This window comes from Kitasatospora sp. NPDC001309 (genome assembly GCF_042896295.1).
Lineage (GTDB): Bacteria > Actinomycetota > Actinomycetes > Streptomycetales > Streptomycetaceae > Kitasatospora.
Map to the genome: position 1 here is coordinate 1 of NZ_JBIAXC010000070.1, position 17,367 is coordinate 17,367.

14 protein-coding genes are annotated in these 17,367 nt (G+C 72.7%); 4 read left to right on the forward strand and 10 right to left on the reverse strand.

Annotated elements, in window-relative coordinates; genetic code table 11:
- Nucleotides 1-91: 91 nt before the first annotated feature.
- From ACFY2K_RS40465 to ACFY2K_RS40495, 7 genes are all read right to left on the reverse strand, one after another.
- Nucleotides 92-1,279 (reverse strand): aminotransferase class V-fold PLP-dependent enzyme, encoded by a 1,188-nt coding sequence (locus ACFY2K_RS40465; RefSeq protein WP_387717694.1) that lies wholly within the window; start codon nucleotides 1,277-1,279, stop codon nucleotides 92-94.
- Nucleotides 1,280-1,292: 13 nt separating this feature from the next.
- A complete protein-coding gene (locus tag ACFY2K_RS40470; RefSeq protein WP_387717696.1) occupies nucleotides 1,293-2,621 on the reverse strand; it encodes a pyridoxal-phosphate dependent enzyme in 1,329 nt (442 codons plus the stop codon).
- Nucleotides 2,618-4,123, reverse strand: a complete 1,506-nt coding sequence (locus ACFY2K_RS40475) for a Y4yA family PLP-dependent enzyme (RefSeq protein ID WP_387717698.1) — start codon at nucleotides 4,121-4,123, stop codon at nucleotides 2,618-2,620. Before ACFY2K_RS40475 ends, ACFY2K_RS40470 begins: the two co-directional genes overlap by 4 nt.
- 208 nt (nucleotides 4,124-4,331) lie before the next feature.
- Nucleotides 4,332-5,117 (reverse strand): class I SAM-dependent methyltransferase, encoded by a 786-nt coding sequence (locus ACFY2K_RS40480; RefSeq protein WP_387717700.1) that lies wholly within the window; start codon nucleotides 5,115-5,117, stop codon nucleotides 4,332-4,334.
- Between the two features lie 232 nt (nucleotides 5,118-5,349).
- Nucleotides 5,350-8,940, reverse strand: a complete 3,591-nt coding sequence (dnaE, locus tag ACFY2K_RS40485; protein WP_387717702.1) for a DNA polymerase III subunit alpha — start codon at nucleotides 8,938-8,940, stop codon at nucleotides 5,350-5,352.
- A 170-nt stretch (nucleotides 8,941-9,110) separates the two neighbouring features.
- The gene (locus ACFY2K_RS40490) at nucleotides 9,111-9,800 is read right to left on the reverse strand and encodes a phosphonatase-like hydrolase (protein WP_380397693.1); all 690 of its coding nucleotides are present in this window, start codon (nucleotides 9,798-9,800) and stop codon (nucleotides 9,111-9,113) included.
- A 5-nt stretch (nucleotides 9,801-9,805) separates the two neighbouring features.
- Nucleotides 9,806-10,567: a GntR family transcriptional regulator gene (locus tag ACFY2K_RS40495; protein ID WP_380523671.1), complete on the reverse strand. Its 762-nt coding sequence runs from the start codon at nucleotides 10,565-10,567 to the stop codon at nucleotides 9,806-9,808.
- Between the two features lie 163 nt (nucleotides 10,568-10,730).
- On the opposite strand from ACFY2K_RS40495, the gene ACFY2K_RS40500 reads away from it, so the two are divergent.
- Nucleotides 10,731-11,930, forward strand: a complete 1,200-nt coding sequence (locus ACFY2K_RS40500; protein WP_380593167.1) for a TIGR03364 family FAD-dependent oxidoreductase — start codon at nucleotides 10,731-10,733, stop codon at nucleotides 11,928-11,930.
- Nucleotides 11,931-12,012: 82 nt separating this feature from the next.
- Here ACFY2K_RS40500 and ACFY2K_RS40505 read toward each other — a convergent pair whose 3' ends face one another.
- Nucleotides 12,013-12,780, reverse strand: a complete 768-nt coding sequence (locus ACFY2K_RS40505; protein ID WP_380523667.1) for a maleylpyruvate isomerase family mycothiol-dependent enzyme — start codon at nucleotides 12,778-12,780, stop codon at nucleotides 12,013-12,015.
- Nucleotides 12,781-13,014: 234 nt separating this feature from the next.
- On the opposite strand from ACFY2K_RS40505, the gene ACFY2K_RS40510 reads away from it, so the two are divergent.
- Nucleotides 13,015-15,246 carry a germacradienol/geosmin synthase gene (locus ACFY2K_RS40510; RefSeq protein ID WP_387717705.1) on the forward strand — a complete coding sequence of 744 codons (2,232 nt, stop codon included), beginning with the start codon at nucleotides 13,015-13,017 and terminating at the stop codon, nucleotides 15,244-15,246.
- A gap of 34 nt (nucleotides 15,247-15,280) precedes the next feature.
- Here ACFY2K_RS40510 and ACFY2K_RS40515 read toward each other — a convergent pair whose 3' ends face one another.
- Both ACFY2K_RS40515 and ACFY2K_RS40520 read right to left on the reverse strand, forming a co-directional pair.
- Nucleotides 15,281-15,631, reverse strand: coding sequence for a cupin domain-containing protein (locus ACFY2K_RS40515; protein WP_387717707.1), 351 nt, complete (start codon nucleotides 15,629-15,631; stop codon nucleotides 15,281-15,283).
- Nucleotides 15,632-15,703: 72 nt separating this feature from the next.
- A complete protein-coding gene (locus ACFY2K_RS40520) occupies nucleotides 15,704-16,150 on the reverse strand; it encodes an SsgA family sporulation/cell division regulator (RefSeq protein ID WP_380593170.1) in 447 nt (148 codons plus the stop codon).
- A gap of 282 nt (nucleotides 16,151-16,432) precedes the next feature.
- On the opposite strand from ACFY2K_RS40520, the gene ACFY2K_RS40525 reads away from it, so the two are divergent.
- Both ACFY2K_RS40525 and ACFY2K_RS40530 read left to right on the forward strand, forming a co-directional pair.
- Nucleotides 16,433-16,909, forward strand: a complete 477-nt coding sequence (locus ACFY2K_RS40525; RefSeq protein WP_387717708.1) for a cupredoxin domain-containing protein — start codon at nucleotides 16,433-16,435, stop codon at nucleotides 16,907-16,909.
- Between the two features lie 6 nt (nucleotides 16,910-16,915).
- Nucleotides 16,916-17,365, forward strand: coding sequence for a hypothetical protein (locus ACFY2K_RS40530; protein WP_380523657.1), 450 nt, complete (start codon nucleotides 16,916-16,918; stop codon nucleotides 17,363-17,365).
- Nucleotides 17,366-17,367: the final 2 nt, after the last annotated feature.

The window sequence follows — 17,367 nt, forward strand, 5'->3', positions numbered from 1 at the left end:
ATGTCGCAATCCACACCGAGCCAGAAGGCCCTCACTCATTTCAAGATCACCCAGCCGTGAACCCCGTCACCAACCTCCGTGGTCAGTACACCTAGACGTCGGGCAGGGCGGCCAGCAGCCGGTCGATCTCCTCGGGGGAGTTGTAGGCGTGCAGGCTGACCCGGACCGAGGTGTCGGTCTCGCCGGCGCGGGCCTGGCAGTGGCCGTCGGCGCGGACCATCAGGCCGTGGCTGGCGAGGACGAAGCCGAGGTCGTTGGAGGGGATCGCGCGGTGTCGGAAGGTGACGATGGCCTCGCGGCGCTGCACCGGGGAGTCGGCGGCCAGGCTCTGTCCGCAGCCGAGCACCTGGTAGGCGTCGGAGCCGCTCAGGCCGTCGGTGAGGCGGGTGGCCAGGGCGGTGGTCCAGCGTCGGATGCGGTCGGTGCCGGCGGCGTCGAGCCAGTCCAGGGCGGCCTCCAGGCCGGCGATCCCGCAGGTGTTGGGGGTGCCGCTCCAGCCGCCGGGGCGGAACTCCGGGCCGCGGGTGTTGCGGGCCCAGACGGCGCCGGTGCCGGGCAGGGCGAGTGCCTTGTGGCCGGAGAAGACCACGAAGTCGACGTCGAGGCGGCCGACGTCCACCGGCAGGTGGCCGACGCTCTGCGCCGCGTCCAGGCAGATCGGTACCTCGGGGCCGACGGCGGCCCGGATCCGGTGGACGTTCATGTCGGCGCCGTACACGTGGTGGACGTGGGTGGCGGCGACGAAGGCCGTCCGCTCGGTGACGAGTCCGGGCAGCGCCCGGTGGTCGTAGTCGTGCGAGGCCGGGTCGTACGGGAGTTCACGGACCCGGACGCGGACGCCGCGGTCGGCGAGCAGCTGTTGCGCCTCCAGCCAGGGCAGGGCGTTGGCCTGGTGGTCGGCGAAGGGCACGATGATCTCGTCGCCGTCCCGCAGGTGCCGGGGGAGCCAGTCCCGGGCCACCGTGCGCAGGCCCTCGGTGGTGCCGCTGACGAAGTGCACTCCGGAGGGCTGCCCGGGTGCCGGGTCGCCGAGGAAGGCGGCGACCCGGGTGCGGGTGCGTTCGACCAGCGCGGTGGTGGCGTTGGCCCAGGTGTAGGTGCCGCGCCCGGCGTTGGCGTTGGCGGTGGTCAGGTAGTGGTGGACGGCGTCGAGCACCGCCCGCGGCTTCTGGGCGGTGGCCGCGCTGTCCAGGTAGGCCTGCTCGGGGGCGCCTGTGATGATCGGGAACTGCTTGCGCAACTCCCGGTGCCAGCAGTCCAGTTCGTCGAGGGTGCTCATACGCGGCCTCCGTTCAGTCCCGGACCAGCGGCGCGCCCGCGTCGCGCCAGCCGATGATGCCGCCCGCCAGGCTGCGGGCGTCCTGGTGCCCCATCCGGGTGAGCAGTGCGGCGTACCGGACCGACTTCTCGCCGACCGGACAGGCCAGCAGGACGGGCCGGCGGGTGCCGAACGGCAGTCCCCCGTGCAGGAGTTCGTCGAACAGCTCGTCGACGATGTTGACCGAGCCCTCGATGTGCAGCGCGGCGTAGGCGAAGGGGCCGCGCAGGTCGACCACCAGCGGGTGCTCCTCGGCGATCCACTTGCGGGCGGCGTCCACGTCGACGGCCCGGGCGGCGGCGAGTTCGGCCTCGGTCAGGGTGCCCACCGAGTTCGGCCGGGCGGGCCGGTGGAACAGCTCGGGGCGGCGGTCGCGGACGTAGCCGAGGTAGCTCTCGACCCGGTCGCAGACGATGAACACGGCCGTCCGGCGCTCCTCGGTGCCCGCCAACTCGGCGTCCAGGGAGCGGAGGTGGCGCAGCGCGCCGTAGTAGGCGCCGCCGCCGGTGGGGCCGGCCAGCAGGCCGCAGCGGCGGATCAGGGTGAGCATGCCGTCGATGGCCTGCTCGGCGGTCACCGAGGCGATGCTGTCGTAGGTGTCGGGGTCGAACAGGCCGACCTCGTGGACCTCGTCGATGGTGCGGATGCCGGGGATGAAGTCGGACTTGTGGGCGACCAGTCCGAGCACCTCGACCGCCGGGTTGTGGGCGCGCAGCACGGTCGCCACGCCGGTGGAGGAGCCGGCGGTGCCGACGCAGGCGATGAAGACGTCCGGGGCGCGGCCGTCGAGGTCGCGGACGATCTCCGGACCGGTGCCGGTGAGGTGGGCGTCGAGGTTGAGCGGGTTGAAGTACTGGTCGGTGTGGAGGTAGCCGGATTCGGCCGCGGAGAGCATCCGGTGGATGCGGGTGAGCGGGTCGTCGGCGTCGGTGGGGTCGAGGCACTCGGCCCGGCCGGGCAGTTCCTCGATCTCGGCGCCGAGCAGCAGCAGGAGGTCCTTGACCTCGGGGACCTTCATCCGGTTGGTGACGCTCTTGAACGGCAGGCCGTGCATGCCGGCGATCAGCGCGAGCGCCTTGGCGGTGTTGCCGCTGGAGAGTTCCACGACGGTGTCGCCGCGCGCGACGGCGGCGGGGAGCGCCTCGCGGGTCATGTTCCAGGCGGCGCGGTCCTTGACCGAGCCGAAGGGGTTGAGCAGTTCGAGCTTGGCGTACAGGTCGATGCTGCGCAGGCCGGTCACGGCCGGGTCGATCCGGACCAGCGGGGTGTCGCCGATCGCGTCGGTGATGCTGTCGTACCTCATGCGCGTCCGTCCCCCTGGGGTGTCGCGGGCCCCGCGGTGTCGAGGGGCCAGTACTGCTCGTCGAGGCGCCAGTGCCAGGCGCCGTCCTGGCGGTAGGCGGCGACCTTGCGCGCGACGGGCTGCCGGATCGGTCCGCCGGCGTTGAAGTCCATCAGGTAGCCCGCGGTGTTGGCGAAGGCGAGCAGGTCGCCGGGGGCGGGGAGGCGGGGGAGGTGGACCACCCGACGGGTGATCAGGTCGGCCTCCAGGCAGAGGTTGCCGAGCAGGTGGACGCCGACGGACTCGTCCGGGGTGGCCGGGGTGGCGGGGGCGCCGGAGCGGGGGATCAGCACCGGGTCCATCAGCACCCCGTGGTCCTCCAGGCCGGCGTCCCGGGCGTTCATCTCCAGCCGCACCAGCTGCTCGGCGCCCGGCCCCCGTCGCACCTCCAGGACGCGGGCGAGGGTGGCCCCGCACTGGTCGACCAGGGCCCGGCCGGGTTCGACGGCCAGGTCGTACATGTTCTCCAGCAGCAGGGTGGCCAGCGGTCGGCCGAGGGTGGGTGCGGGGTGGGAGAGCAGTTCGTCCAGGTATGCCTCGGCGGCGACCGGGCGGTGCGCGGGGTACAGGCCCAGCGTGCCGCGCAGGGTGCCGGACTCGTTGCGGAGCCCGTAGCCGTGCCCCTGCCAGGTGAGCGGGGGCCGTCGGCCCAGGACGGCGTCGGTCAGTGCGGTGGTGTACCGCTCCCACTGGGCGGCGTCGGCCAGGTAGTTGACGCCGAAGCCGCCGCCGATGTCGATGGTGCGGGGGTGCAGGCCGCGGCGGTGGCACTCGTCCATGATCCGGATGCAGGCTTCCAGGGCGACGGCCTTCTCGCCGATACCGGTGGTGTCCAAGTGGTAGGCGACGCCGGTGAGTTCGACGGTGTCGCGGTGGCGTTCGAGGGCGTCCAGCAGTGCGTCGAGCTCGTCGGCCGGGACGCCGAAGCGGCTCGGCCGGGTGAGGACGGTGACGCCGGGCGAGTGGAAGCCGGAGAGCCGGGGCATGACGGGCACCCGGGGGAGGGCGTGCTTGCTCACCAGGTCGGCCAGCTCGTCGAGTTCGGCCAGGGTGTCCAGGTGGACGGTGGCGCCGGTGCGGGCGGCCAGCCAGAGGAACTCGCGGGTCTTCGGGCCGGTGGCCAGGATCCGCTCGGGGGCGCAGCCGGCGCCGAGGGCGTGCTGGAGCTCGCCGAGCGAGGCGACGTCGAGCCCGGCGTCGGTGGCGGCGTCCGCGCCGGCGAGCCGCCGGACCAGGGCGCTGGAGCGGTTGGCCTTGTGGGCGAAGTGGATCCGCCCGGTGAGCCGGTGCTTGCGGTAGACGGACCGGAAGCGGGCCAGGTTGTCGGCGAGCTGTTCGGGCAGCAGCAGGTTGAGCGGTGACCCGAGTGCGTCGACCAGGGTGTGCAGGAGGTCGGTGGTGTCCAGGAGGGATCGGAGCCGGGGCTCCAGCCGTGGTTCCAGGTACAGCGGTGAGGGCCGCATGGTGGTCAGCCTCCCGTCGGTGGTCCGGGGTGAGGGGCACACGGCTCGCCGACGGGCTGCCCAGGCCGGTCGACGACCGAGGCAAACGGTAACTGTTTTCAGTTTGAATCAACAGCGGTTTCTGTCACGCCATAGCAAAGACTGTGCCCAGATGAAAGTACTCAATCCGTTTGTGACAGAAGGAAGTTGGGTCAGGGACCAATTCCGGTCAGCGCAGCGCCACCAGGACGGAGCTGGCGCCGTACTGCCAGACCGACCCGGCCTGGCGGAAGCCCGCCAGTCGCAGCAGTGCGGCGTGCTGGGCGGCGGACAGGCCGTTGCCCTCGCCCTCGCTGGGCGGCAGCTGCCGCTCGCGGGCCGCCAGCAGTTCGGCGAACTCCGGGATCCGGCGGGCGGCGTCCCACCACTGCGACCAGTCCTCGGCGCCGCCCACGCCCCGGCGCTGGGAGCGGCGCCGGCCGATCGCCAGTGCCAGTTCGGCGAGGGAGGGCTCCTCGGGGATCAGGTGGTCGCCGTTGACCAGGACGGCGCCGGGCCGCAGCGTGCCCGCGAGGTCGCGGTAGATCCGGAGCAGTGCCTCCGGCGGCGGGTAGTGCAGCGCGGTGGAGGAGAGCACGGCGTCCAGCGGGCGGTCGAGTCCGAGGTCCTCGATCCAGCCGGGGCGCCCGATCAGGGTCTCCACCCAGCGGGTCACCCGGGGGTGTCCGGCCCGGCCGAGCGCGAGCAGCAGCGGGTCGATGTCGACGGCGACGACCTCGGCGTGCGGCAGCCGTTCGGCGACCCGCGCGGACAGCGAGCCGGGACCGCTGCCGAGGTCCGCGATCAGCGGACGGGCGCGGTGGCCGACGACCTGCTCCACCACGTCGACCATGACGGTGAACCGCTCCTCGCGCTCCACCGCGTACAGCTCCTGCTGGCGCTCCCAGCGTTCCAGCCAGGCCCCGGCCAGGGTCGCGTCCACCGGCATCCCGACTCCCGCTGTGTCCGTGCGCATTCGAGCTCCCCGTGCGATGCCAATGTGTGTCATGTTCATACGGATTGGCAACGGAACCGGCCGGTGCGATCCACTGCCCGCACCGTAATGATATCCGTTTTCATCTGAGGGGCGTACCACGGGCCTGCCGCGAGCCTGCGGCGGGCCCGCCACGGGAATCCGCGAAGCGGCGAGGGCCGGGCCGGGGCGGAGCGCAGCAGCGCCCCGCCCCGGCCCGGCCATTCCGGCGGGTCTACCGCCCGGCGGACTGGTCCGCGACGGCGCGTACGGCCGCGCCCGCCCAGGCGCGGTTGCCGAGCAGCGTCTTGACGTCCGAGGCGAGCCCGTTGTCGGGGTTCACCCGGAAGCCCAGCTCGTACAGGGTGCTCTTGTCCCAGTTGGTGGTGAGCAGCCGGATCGGGACGTCCCCGGGGTGGGCCTGGAGGGCGAGCTTGAGCTCGGCGACGACCTCGGGCGTGATCCGGGAGGCCGGGACGGTGATCTGGACCGGCGGCTTGGTGCCGAGCTCGGCGGAGGAGACGTCGAGGGTGGCGATCTCCTGGCCGAAGATGCTCAGCGAGCCGTCGCGCTCGTTGAGGCGGCCGCGGACCGAGATGACGTTGTCCTCGATCATCTGCTCGGCCATCAGGTTGTAGGTGGCCGGGAAGAACAGCACCTCGACCGAGCCGTCGCGGTCGGACAGGGTGATGATCGCCCAGGCGTTTCCCGCCTTGTTGATCCGCCGGTCCACGCCGGTGATCAGCCCGGAGAGCCGGACCTCGCCCTCGGAGCGGCCGGAGCCGAGGAGCTCGGCGATCGAGGTGTCGCGGTTCTGGGAGAGGATGTGCTCGGCGCCGTCCAGCGGGTGGCTGGAGACGTACAGGCCGAGCATCTCGCGCTCCAGGGCGAGGAGCTGGCGCCGGGGCCACTCGTTCTCGGTGAGCTGGAAGTCCAGTCCGATGGCGGGTCCGCCGCCGTCACCGGTGTCGAGGGCGCCGAACAGGTCGTCCTGCCCGATGGCCTGCTGCTTCTTCAACCCGGTGACGGCGTCGATGGCGCTCTCGTGGACGCTGCTGAGCGAGAGCCGGCTGTGCCCGAGCGAGTCGAAGGCGCCGGCCTTGATCAGCGAGTCGATGGTGCGCTTGTTGCAGACCACCAGCTCGACCTTGTCCAGGAAGTCGGCGAAGGAGGTGTACTTGCCCTTCTCGTCGCGGGTCCCGACCAGGGACTCGATCACCGGCACGCCGACGTTGCGCACGGCCTTGAGGCCGAAGCGGACGTCGCTGCCGACGGCGGTGAAGTCGACCACCGACTCGTTGACGTCGGGGGAGAGGATCTTGATGCCCATCTGCCGGCACTCGGCCAGGTAGACGGCCATCTTGTCCTTGTCGTCGGCGACCGAGGTGAGCAGCGCCGCCATGTACTCGGCCGGGTAGTTGGCCTTGAGGTAGGCGGTCTGGTAGGAGACCAGGCCGTACGCGGCGGAGTGCGATTTGTTGAACGCGTAGCCGGCGAACGGGACCAGGACGTCCCACACCGCCTGGATCGCCTCGTCGGAGTAGCCGCGCTCCTTGCAGCCCGCGTGGAAGGGGACGAACTCCTTCTCCAGCACCTCCTTCTTCTTCTTGCCCATCGCGCGGCGCAGCAGGTCTGCCTGTCCGAGCGAGTAGCCGGCCAGCACCTGGGCGGCTCGCTGCACCTGCTCCTGGTAGACGATCAGGCCGTAGGTGGGGCCGAGGACGTCCTTGAGCGGTTCCTCCAGCTCGGGGTGGATCGGGATGATCTCCTGCTGGGCGTTCTTGCGCAGCGCGTAGTTGGTGTGCGAGTTCATGCCCATCGGGCCGGGCCGGTACAGCGCGGAGACGGCGGAGATGTCGGCGAACTCGGTGGGCTTCATCAGCTTGAGCAGGGCCCGCATGGGGCCGCCGTCGAGCTGGAACACGCCCAGGGTGTCGCCGCGGGCGAGCAGCTGGTACGTGGTGGGGTCGTCGATCGGGATCTTCTCGATGTCGACGTCGACGCCCCGGTTGGCCTTCACGATCTTGATGCAGTGGTCGATGATGCCCAGGTTCCGCAGACCCAGGAAGTCCATCTTGATCAGGCCCATGGCTTCGCACGACGGGTAGTCGAAGCCGGTGATGATCACGCCGTCCTTGTCCCGCATGTGCAGCGGGATCAGGTCGAGCAGCGGGGTCGAGGAGAGGATGACGGCCGCGGCGTGCACGCCGGTGCCGCGGATCAGGCCCTCGATGCCGCGCCCGGTGTCGATGATCTTCTTGACGTCGGGCTCGTTCTGGTACAGCGCCCGGATCTCGGTGCCCTCGTTGTACCGGGAGTGCTTCTCGTCGAACAGGTCGGCCAGCGGCACGCCCTTGCCCATGACGTCCGGCGGCATCGCCTTGGTGATCCGGTCGCCCATCGCGAAGGGGTAGCCGAGGATCCGGTTGGCGTCCTTCACGGCCGCCTTGGCCTTGATGGTGCCGAAGGTGTTCACCTGGGCCGTGTACGCGGCGCCGTACTTCTCGGTCACGTAGCGGACCATCTGGTCGCGCTGGCGGTCGTCGAAGTCGATGTCGACGTCCGGGGGGTTGATGCGCTCGGGGTTGAGGAAGCGCTCGAACAGCAGGTCGTGCTCCAGCGGGTCCAGCTGGGTGATGCCGGTGAGGTAGGCGACCATCGAGCCGGCCGCCGAGCCACGGCCCGGGCCGACCGGGATGCCGTTGTCCCGGCCGTACTGGCAGATGTCGGCGACCACGAGGAAGTAGGCGTCGAACCCCATCGGGGTGATGACGCCCATCTCCAGCTCGATCCGGTCCAGTACCTCCTGGCTCGGGCTGTCGCCGTACCGGTGCTGGAGCCCGACCTCGATCTTCTTGCGCAGGAAGGAGGCCTGGGTCTCGCCCTCGGGCACGTCGAACTGGGGCATCCGGTCGACGTAGGTGAAGACCTCGTCGTACGACTCGATCCGCTCGGCGATCGCGAGGGTGTTGTCGCAGGCCTCCGGCAGCTCGCGGAAGAGCTCGCGCATCTCCTCGGCGGTCTTCACGTAGTAGCCCGAGCCGTTGAACTTGAAGCGGTTCGGGTCGTCCTTGTTCTTGCCCACGCCGACGCAGAGCAGGCTGTCGTGGGCGTCCGCCTGGTCGGCGGTCACGTAGTGGGAGTCGTTGGTGGCCAGCAGCGGGATGTTCAGGTCCTTGGCCAGGCGCAGGAGGTCCTCGCGGACGTCCTTCTCGATGGAGAGGCCGTGGTCCATCAGCTCCAGGAAGTAGTTCTCCTTGCCGAAGATGTCCTGGTAGGCGCCGGCCGCCTTGACCGCCTCGTCGTACTGCCCGAGCCGCAGCCGGGTCTGCACCTCACCGGAGGGGCAGCCGGTGGTGGCGATGATGCCGGTGGCGTTGGCGGCGATCAGCTCGCGGTCCATCCGGGGCTTCATGTAGTAGCCCTCCATCGACGCGAGCGAGGAGAGCTTGAAGAGGTTCCGCAGGCCGGTGGCGTTCTGCGCCCACATGGTCATGTGGGTGTAGCGGCCGCCGCCGGAGACGTCCTTGCCGCCTTCGCCGTCGGAGCCGGTGGGACGCTGGCCGCCGGGCGACCAGAACACCTGCTTCTTGAGGAAGCGGGACGCCGGGGCGACGTAGGCCTCGATGCCGATGATCGGCTTCACCCCGGTCTTGGCGGCGGAGTGGAAGAACTCGTACGCGCCGAACATGTTGCCGTGGTCGCTCATCGCGATGGCGGGCATGCCCTGTCTCTCCGCCTCGGCGAACAGCTTTCCGTTCTTCGCCGCCCCGTCCAGCATCGAGTACTCGGTGTGGACGTGCAGGTGCGCGAAGCTGTCGGACACGGCGCTTTGCTCCTCGGTGGACCGGGGGGTACGGAAGCGGTCCACGTTAGCGGGTCGCCCCGGGGAGTGCGGCATTCCGGGGTCTGGGCCGACGGACTCCGACGAGATCCTCCCGCCGCCTTGACAACCGCTCCCGCCGTCGGGGTGCGCCGACGGCGGAAGCCGTGCGGTCAGGCGGTCGGGGTGGCCTCGGGGAGGGCGGGGATCTCGGTGACGCTCGCCAGCACGTGGGTGTGCGGGTGCCCGTCGAAGTCGGCCCGGGTGAGCTCCCCGGTCAGCACCCCGACGACCACGCCGGCCCCGGCGTTGCGGCCGGCCTCGACGTCGACCACGGTGTCCCCGGCGGTCAGCACCCGGCGGGTGTCGATCACCCCGGTCTTCTCCATCGCCCGGTGGATCATGTGCGGGGCCGGGCGGCCGCGCGGGACCTCGTCGGAGGTGACGACGGCGTCCAGGTTGCCGCCCTCGCCGGTGGACCAGCCGAGCGACTCCAGCAGCGGGTAGGCGACGTCGTCGCTGAACCCGGTGGTCAGCGCGACCTTGATGCCGCGGCGGCGCAGCTCGGCCAGGGCCTCCTCGACGCCCTCGATGGCCTGCGGGGGGTTGGCGCGGTAGGCCTCGCGCAGGAACTCCGCGAAGGCCGCGTAGCTCTCCTCGACCAGCTCCGGGGTGGGGGTGCCGCCGCCGATGCGGACCAGGGCGGCGATGGCCTCGCGCTTGTCGGTGCCCATCCAGGTCTGGAGGTCGGCGTCGGCGACCGCCACCCCGTTGCGTTCGACGGCGGTGCGCAGCGCGCGGTACACGGCGCCGGACTCGTTGACGGTGGTACCGGCCATGTCCAGGGCGGCGAGCTCGATCACGGTGTTCAGTCCTCTTCGGTGCGGTAGCGGCCGATCACGGTTCGGCCTTCGACGGTGTTCTCGACGGTGAAGGTGGCCATCGCGGGCAGGTAGCGGTCGTCGGCGTCCTCCAGCGGGACGCCCCGGCCGGAGGTGGTGAGCCGGCGCACCCGCAGCAGCGGGTCCCCGGTGGCGATCCGGAGGAGCTCGGCGTCGCGCGGCCCGGCGGCGACGGCGTCGATGGTGTGCCGGGCGTGGTGCAGGTCGACCTCGCGGCGCAGCAGCTCCTGGTAGACCGAGCCGGTGTCCGGGTCGAAGTCGAACAGGATGCGGCCGACCTCGTGGACGAAGGTGGAGCGTTCGAGCATGGCCGGGACGCCGTCCAGCAGGCGCAGCCGGACGAGTTCGACCACCGGCTCGCCCTCGGCGAGGCCGAGCCGGGCGGCCGCCTCCGGGGCGGCCCGGCGGCGGGCCACCTCCAGGGTGTGCTGCCCGGGCTCGCGGCCGATGCTGCGGGCCCACTGGGTGAAGGACAGGAAGGTGCCGAAGGGCTGGGAGGGCGCGGTGCGGTGGGCGACGGGCGGTTTGCCGCGTCCGCCGACCAGGCTGCCCGCGCTCCGCAGCATGGCCAGGGCCTGGCGGACCGGGCCGCGGGAGGTGCCGAACTCGGCGCAGAGCTGCGACTCGCTGGGCACCGGCTCGCCCTCGGGCCACTCGCCGGACTCGATGCGGCGCAGGAACTCCGCGCCGAGCCGTTGGTGGAGGGGGAGGTCCTCACTTGTCTTCACAAGTCGACTATGACACCCGGGGCCGGAACTTCTCAAGGCCGTTCCACCTGCGGATTCTCCTGTTCATCCAAGTGGGCCCGAAGATCGTCCGCCGGGTGAACAGGGGGTGACTTGTACATACATCTCTTGACTCCGGCGCTCGTCGGCCGCTTGGCTGGGGACCATGAGCAGCAGCACCGCATCCGTAACCACCCCCGCCGTCTCCCCCTCGCGCGACACCGCCGGCGCGCCCGGCCCCAGCGACGTGGTGATCGTCGGCGCCGGCATCGTCGGCCTGGCCCACGCCTTCGAGGCGCTCCGCAACGGGCTGTCCGTCACCGTCGTGGAGCGCGACCGGCAGCCGGTCGGCGCCTCGGTCCGCAACTTCGGCCACTGCTGCATCACCGCCCAGGACGGCGCACTGCTCGGACTGGCCCGGCGCTCCCGCTCCGGCTGGCTGCGCGCCGCCGCGGCGGCCGGCTTCTGGGCCGAGGAGGCCGGCGCCCTGGTGGTGGCCCGGTCGGAGACCGAGGCGGCCGTGCTGGCCGAGCTGCACGCCGACCGCGGCGGCGACGACGTACGGCTGCGCACCGCCGCGCAGACGGCCGAGGCGCTCGGCCGCGCGGGCGGCGAGGCCGGCGACCTGGTCGGCGGCGCGCTGCTGCCCGCCGACCTGCGGGTCAACCCGCGCGAGGCCGCGCCCGCCCTGGCCCGCTGGGTCGCCGAGCACCCGCGGGGCCGGGTGCTGTGGGGCACCGCCGTCACCGGCGTGGAGTCCGGCGCCGTGCACACCACCCGCGGCCCGGTGCGCGGCGACCGGATCCTGGTCTGCGTCGGCCACGACCTCGACTACCTGTTCCCCGACATCGCCGAGGACCACGAGATCCAGCGCTGCCGCCTGAGCATGGCGCGGGCCGAGGCACCGGCCGGGTTCCGCACCAACGCGGCGGTACTGACCGCCACCTCGATGCTGCGCTACGACGCCTTCACCGCCCAGCCGTCGGCCGGCCCGCTGCGCGCGGAGGTCCTCGGCCACAGCGCGGAGCTGGTGGGCATCGGCGCCAATGTGATGTTCACCCGGCTGCCGGACGGCACCGTGCTGGTCGGCGACTCGCACCACTACGACGCCACCACCCCGCCGTTCGTCGACGAGCGCACCCACGAGCTGCTGATCGCCGCCGTCGCCCGGGTGCTGGGCGTGCCGGACCTGCGGATCCTGGAGCGCTGGCAGGGCGTCTACGCCAGCAGTGCGCGCGGCCCGCTGCTGGTGCGCGACCTGGCCCCGGGCGTGCGGGCGATCACCGTCACCTCGGGCGTCGGGATGACCCTCTCCTTCGGCCTGGCGGCCGCCACCTTCGACGGCACCCTGGCCGCGACCGACTGAGCCCACGGGCCCGGACGGCCGTCCGGCCGGGCCCGTTGAGGGGCCCGGCCGGTGAGTGCTCCGGGCGCGTGCCCGGCGCGGCTCAGAACGCCGAGTGGGCGAACCAGTGCGCCAGCAGCTCCTCGTCCCCGGCGAGCTCGATCCCGGCGGCGGTGCGGTCCAGGCGCCCGTACAGGAGCAGCAGCAGCTCGGCGGCGCCCGCCCGGACGGTGGCGTCGGCGGCCGCCTCGGAGCCGTCGGGGTCGGCGTCCGCCAGGCCGAAGCCGTCGGGGCGCAGCCGGACCAGCCAGTCGCCCTCGCCGTCGGTGCGGGTGAAGCGGATGGTCCGGTCCTCGGCGCGCAGCTCGGCCGTCCCGGGGGCGAAGAGGGTGGCGAAGGGCAGGTTGGTCAGGAACTCGGCCACGCCGTCGGCGGCGAGGGCCGGGTCGATCTCCGGCGCCAGGCCGAGTGCGGTCTCGGCGTCGACGCGGTGGACCAGGGTCTCGAAGAGCATCCGCCGCACCCAGAACCGGGCGTGCTGGTCCGCGCCCCAGGCCCACATCGGCTCGTCGAGCCCGCCCTCGGCGAAGGCGGCGGCGGACTCCCGGGCGGACTCGGCCAGCCAGGCCGGGTACTGGTCCACGCCCTCGGGCAGCCGCAGGTCGACGTCCCGGCTGCGCGGCGGCTCCTGGATCCGCTGCCGGAGCAGGACGGTGAACCAGCGGTGCACGCTGCCGGTGTGGCGGACGAGGTCGGCGAGCGTCCAGCCGGGGCAGCCGGGCACCGGGAGGGCCGGGTCGGCGTCCTGGACGGCGGTGACGAAGCGGGCGGTCTCGGCGGCGACGGCAGCGCCGTGGTCCTGCGGGGTCATGAGGGCTGTCTCCAGTGCTACGGATGTCGCGGCGCCCCGGGTCGGACTGCGCCCGATGGCTTGCGCTGTCAATTTTTCACCAGCTGAAACAATCGCCACGACGCTAGGCCTGAAAGGTTGAGCTTGTCAAGTAACTCTGCGGAGGCGCCGAGGGGCCGGAGCGCCGCGGTGACCGGGCCCGGCAGGGGTCGTTGAGCAGGGGCCGGACGTCCCCGCGAGAAAGCGTGCAGCCACGTGCCCCAGCCCTTCGAACTCCCCGCCTTCTACCTGCCGTACCCCGCCCGCCTCAACCCCCGACTGGAGGAGGCGCGCGAGCACTCCCGGCAGTGGGCCCGGCAGATGGGCATGCTGGAGGGCTCGGGCATCTGGGAGCAGCGGGACCTCGACGCCCACGACTACCCGCTGCTGTGCGCCTACACCCACCCGGACTGCGACGGGCCCGAACTCTCGCTGATCACCGACTGGTACGTCTGGGTGTTCTTCTTCGACGACCACTTCCTGGAGACCTTCAAGCGCACCCAGGACCGGGCCGGTGGCAAGGCCTACCTGGACCGGCTGCCCGCCTTCATGCCGCTGAACCTCCCCTTCTCGATGCCCGAGCCGCGGAACCCGGTCGAGGCGGGCCTCGCCGACCTCTGGCTGCGCACCGTCCCCGGCACCTCGCGGGAGTGGCGCGAACGCTTCGCGCTGAGCACCGAGCACCTGCTCGACGAGTCGATCTGGGAGCTGTCGAACATCGACATCGGCCGGATCCCCAACCCGGTCGAGTACATCGAGATGCGCCGCAAGGTGGGCGGCGCGCCCTGGTCCGCCGGGCTGGTGGAGCACGCGGCGGGTGCCGAGGTCCCGGCGTCGGTCGCCGGCACCCGGCCGCTGCGGGTGCTCCGGGACGCCTTCTCGGACGCGGTGCACCTGCGCAACGACCTGTTCTCCTACCAGCGCGAGACCGAGGAGGAGGGCGAACTGAGCAACGGCGTCCTGGTGCTGGAGACCTTCCTCGACATCTCCACCCAGGAGGCGGCCGACCGGGTCAACGACCTGCTGACCTCCCGGCTCCAGCAGTTCGAGGACACCGCGCTCACCGAACTGCCCCCGCTGTTCGCCGACCACGGCCTCGGCCCGGAGGAGGCGGCCCGGGTGCTCGCGTACGTCAAGGGACTGCAGGACTGGCAGTCCGGCGGGCACGAGTGGCACCTGCGGTCCAGCCGCTACATGAACGGCGGGGGCATGAACGGCGGGGGCGTGAACGGCTTCGGCCCGCAGGGGAGTTCGGTGCTCCCGCTGGGCGGCCTCGGCACCTCGGCGATGGACCTCGAGCGGCTGGGGGCCGCGACCGGCGCGCAGCGCGTACGGAACTTCTCCTTCGTCCCGCACCGGCGCACCGGGCCGTCCCTGGTGCCCGCACTCCGGTCCCCGGGCGAGGTACGGGCCAGCCCGCACCTGGCGCAGGCCCGACAGGCGTCGCTGGAGTGGGCCGAACGGATGGGCATGCTCGCCCCCGGACCGCGCACCGGCGGCCGGCCGGTCTGGAGCGAACGGACCCTCGCCCGCGCCGACTTCGGCCTGCTGGGCGCCCTCACCCTGCCGGACCTCGGCGCCGAGCAGCTGGCCGCCGCCGTCGGCTTCATCACCTGGGGCTGCTACGGCGACGACCACTTCGACGCCGCCTACGGGCAGCCGCGCGACCTGGCCGGGGCCAAACTGGCCGCCGCCCGCCTGCTGGCGCTCACCGCACCGGGCCAGGCCGCACCCGTCGCCCCCGCGGACGCGCTGGAGCGCGGGCTCGCCGACCTCTGGTCCCGGCTCGCCGAGCACCTGCCGCCCGCCGCGCAGGACACCGTCCGAGGCGTCCTGACGGACCTGCTGGAGGGCTGGGTGACGGAGGTCGCCAACCTGGCCCACCACCGCATCCCCGACCCGGTCGACTTCCTGGAGGTGCGTCGGCAGACCGTCGGCGGGGAGTTCTTCACCACGATCCCCGGTCTGCTGCGCGGTGAGGCGCTCCCGCCCGAGGTCCGGGCCAGCGGCACGATGCGGGCCGTGGAACTCGCGGCGGTCGACCACTCCGCCCTGGTCAACGACCTGTACTCGTACCAGCGGGAGATCGAGTTCGAGGGCGACTTCCACAACTCCGCGCTGGTCGCGGAGCACTTCTTCGACTGCGGCTACCGGGAGGCGGCGCACGTCGTCGCCGACCTCGCGGAGGCCCGGCTGGACCAGTTCGAACACCTGGTGGCCGCCGAACTGCCCGTCCTCTGCGAGGACTTCCGGCTCGGTGCCGCCGCCCGGCAGGCCGTCGACGAGCACGTCCGCCACCTGCGGGCCTTCCTGGCCGGCAATCTGGACTGGCACGGCCGCAGCGGCCGCTTCACGGAGGCCGAACTGCGACGCCACCACGGCCACGAGCTGCGGGGGCCGACCGGCCTCGGCACCTCGGCCACCCGGCTCCCGCTGCCGGCCCGCTGATCCGGCGGCCGCCCGCACCGGGCGCCGGGCGCGGCTACCCGGCCGGTGCGGGACGCACGGTGAGGCCGGGCCGGCGGCGGTGGACGGTGAGGTAGACCAGGCCGTCCTCGCCCGCACCGACCGCCCGCCGCGCGCCGTGCGGCAGCCAGGCGGTGCAGCCGGGGGAGAGCAACTGCCGGCCGTTGGCCGTCTCCAGGTGGCCGCTGCCGTCGAGCACCTGGACGAGGACGTCGAGGTCCGGCTCCACATGGGCCGCGACCTCGGCGTTCGCCGGCAGGCGGACGATGTTGGCGTCGAGCTGGCGGCCCTCCTCCTGCAACCGCCACAGCGCCCCGCCGCGGTCGGCGGGGGCCCGGTGCAGCAGGGAGTCTAGGTGGGTGAGCACACCTGGTCCGGGGTGGGACGTCAACGCGGCCTCCTGCGGGCGAGCGGGGGTGAGGGGATCGGCCCGTGGATTCTACGGAGGATCACCGGGCGTCCCTCGGTCGGCGGCGAGCAGCCGGTCGAGGGCCGTGTCGACGTCCAGGTGGTGGGACTCCGCCCCGGCGGGCACCAGCGCGAAGCAGTCCGAGAGGAACGCCGTGACGAGGTCCTCCGGGGCGCTCACCACGGCCCGGCCGACCGGCCCCTGGAGGGTGATCAGCACCTCGCCCGCCGCCCCCGGGCGGATCCGCACGTCCCCGCTGCCGACCGGGCCGAGCCGCCCCTCGTTGAGCAGTTCGCGGCTGAAGTACCAGCACACCCGGGCGGCGTCGCCGGTGCACCGGCACGGGGTCAGCGGGAACGCCAGGCAGGCCGCGTACGGGAGGCTCGCGTCGAAGCGGAGCTCGGCCTCGACCGGGACGTCGGGCGCCGGGCCGTCGGGGAAGGTGACGGGCACCGGGCGGACGGTGGACAACTGCATCGGTTCGGCCTCCTGCGATCGCGACCCGCCGGACCGGGGCGGCCCGCCGTACCCGGGGGCGCCTACCCGGTGCGCCGGCCGGCAGCGGGCGGGGGAGGAATCTGCACAATTCCCCCGCATCGCCGGGGCGTCGGGCATCCGTACGGGGCCCTCGCATTCACTCACACGGATGAAACGGTGGGCTGTCCGGCGTCCTCGGCGTAGCCGCGACCGGCCCGTGGCGGCGGAGGCTGGGAAGCGCGCCGCTCCCGCCGCCGCACCCCTCCCGAACGGAGCCCGTCCGTGACCAGCCCCCGGCCCCTCCAGGCAGCCGCCGCGCTGCTGCTCTCCGCCGCCCTCGCCGCCTGCTCCAGCTCCGGCAGCCCGTCGAACGGCAGCCCGTCGACCGGCACCACCTCGAACGGCGCGCCCTCGTCCGCGGTCACCAGCCCCGCGCAGGTCAGCAGCGCCGCCACCAGCCCGGCGCAGAGCAGCGGTGCCGCGACCACTCCCGCGCAGGGCAGCACCGGCGCCCTCCAGGTCATCATCAAGAACTTCGCCTTCTCCCCCGCGACCCTGACGGTGAAGGCCGGCCAGACCGTCACCGTGATGAACCAGGACTCCACCGCCCACACCCTGACGGCCTCCGACAAGTCCTTCGACACCGGGACGATCCAGCCCGGCGCCAGTGCCACCTTCACCGCCCCGCAGCAGACCGACGACCACCCGTACATCTGCACCATCCACCCGTTCATGCACGGCACCCTCACCGTCGGCTGACCGGCCGTGGCCCCCCGCACGCACGCCCGCCCCCGCGACGGACGCCGACCCGTCGAACTCCTGCTGTGCCTGGTGGCCGTCGCCGGGCTCGCCGTGGACGCGGCCGTCCACGCCCGGCTCGCCGACCGGTACGACGCCATCGGCGACAGCATCACCCAGGGCACGCTGTTCCGGGCCGAGGCCGCCGCCGCCAGCCTCGCCGCGCTGCTCCTGCTGCTCGGGCGCCGCCGGTCCGCCGTCCTGTTCGGCTGGCTGGTCGCGGCCTCCGGCCTCGGCGCCCTGCTGCTCTACCGCTACGTCGACGTCGGCACCCTCGGACCGCTGCCGAACATGTACGAGCCGATCTGGTTCGCCGACAAGACCCTGGCCGCCTGGGCCGAGGGCATCGCCACGGCGGCGCTCACCGCCCTGCTGCTGCTCGGCCTGCGCCGCCGCCGAGGCCAGGAACCCGCCTGAGC

Excerpts from the sequence above, each read along its gene's own strand:
- ACFY2K_RS40465 (WP_387717694.1), bottom strand. The coding sequence starts at position 1,279 with ATGAGCACCCTCGACGAACTGGACTGCTGGCACCGGGAGTTGCGCAAG.
- ACFY2K_RS40470 (WP_387717696.1), bottom strand. The coding sequence starts at position 2,621 with ATGAGGTACGACAGCATCACCGACGCGATCGGCGACACCCCGCTGGTC.
- ACFY2K_RS40475 (WP_387717698.1), bottom strand. The coding sequence starts at position 4,123 with ATGCGGCCCTCACCGCTGTACCTGGAACCACGGCTGGAGCCCCGGCTC.
- ACFY2K_RS40480 (WP_387717700.1), bottom strand. The coding sequence starts at position 5,117 with ATGCGCACGGACACAGCGGGAGTCGGGATGCCGGTGGACGCGACCCTG.
- ACFY2K_RS40500 (WP_380593167.1), top strand. The coding sequence starts at position 10,731 with ATGAGCAGCAGCACCGCATCCGTAACCACCCCCGCCGTCTCCCCCTCG.
- ACFY2K_RS40505 (WP_380523667.1), bottom strand. The coding sequence starts at position 12,780 with ATGACCCCGCAGGACCACGGCGCTGCCGTCGCCGCCGAGACCGCCCGC.
- ACFY2K_RS40520 (WP_380593170.1), bottom strand. The coding sequence starts at position 16,150 with ATGCAGTTGTCCACCGTCCGCCCGGTGCCCGTCACCTTCCCCGACGGC.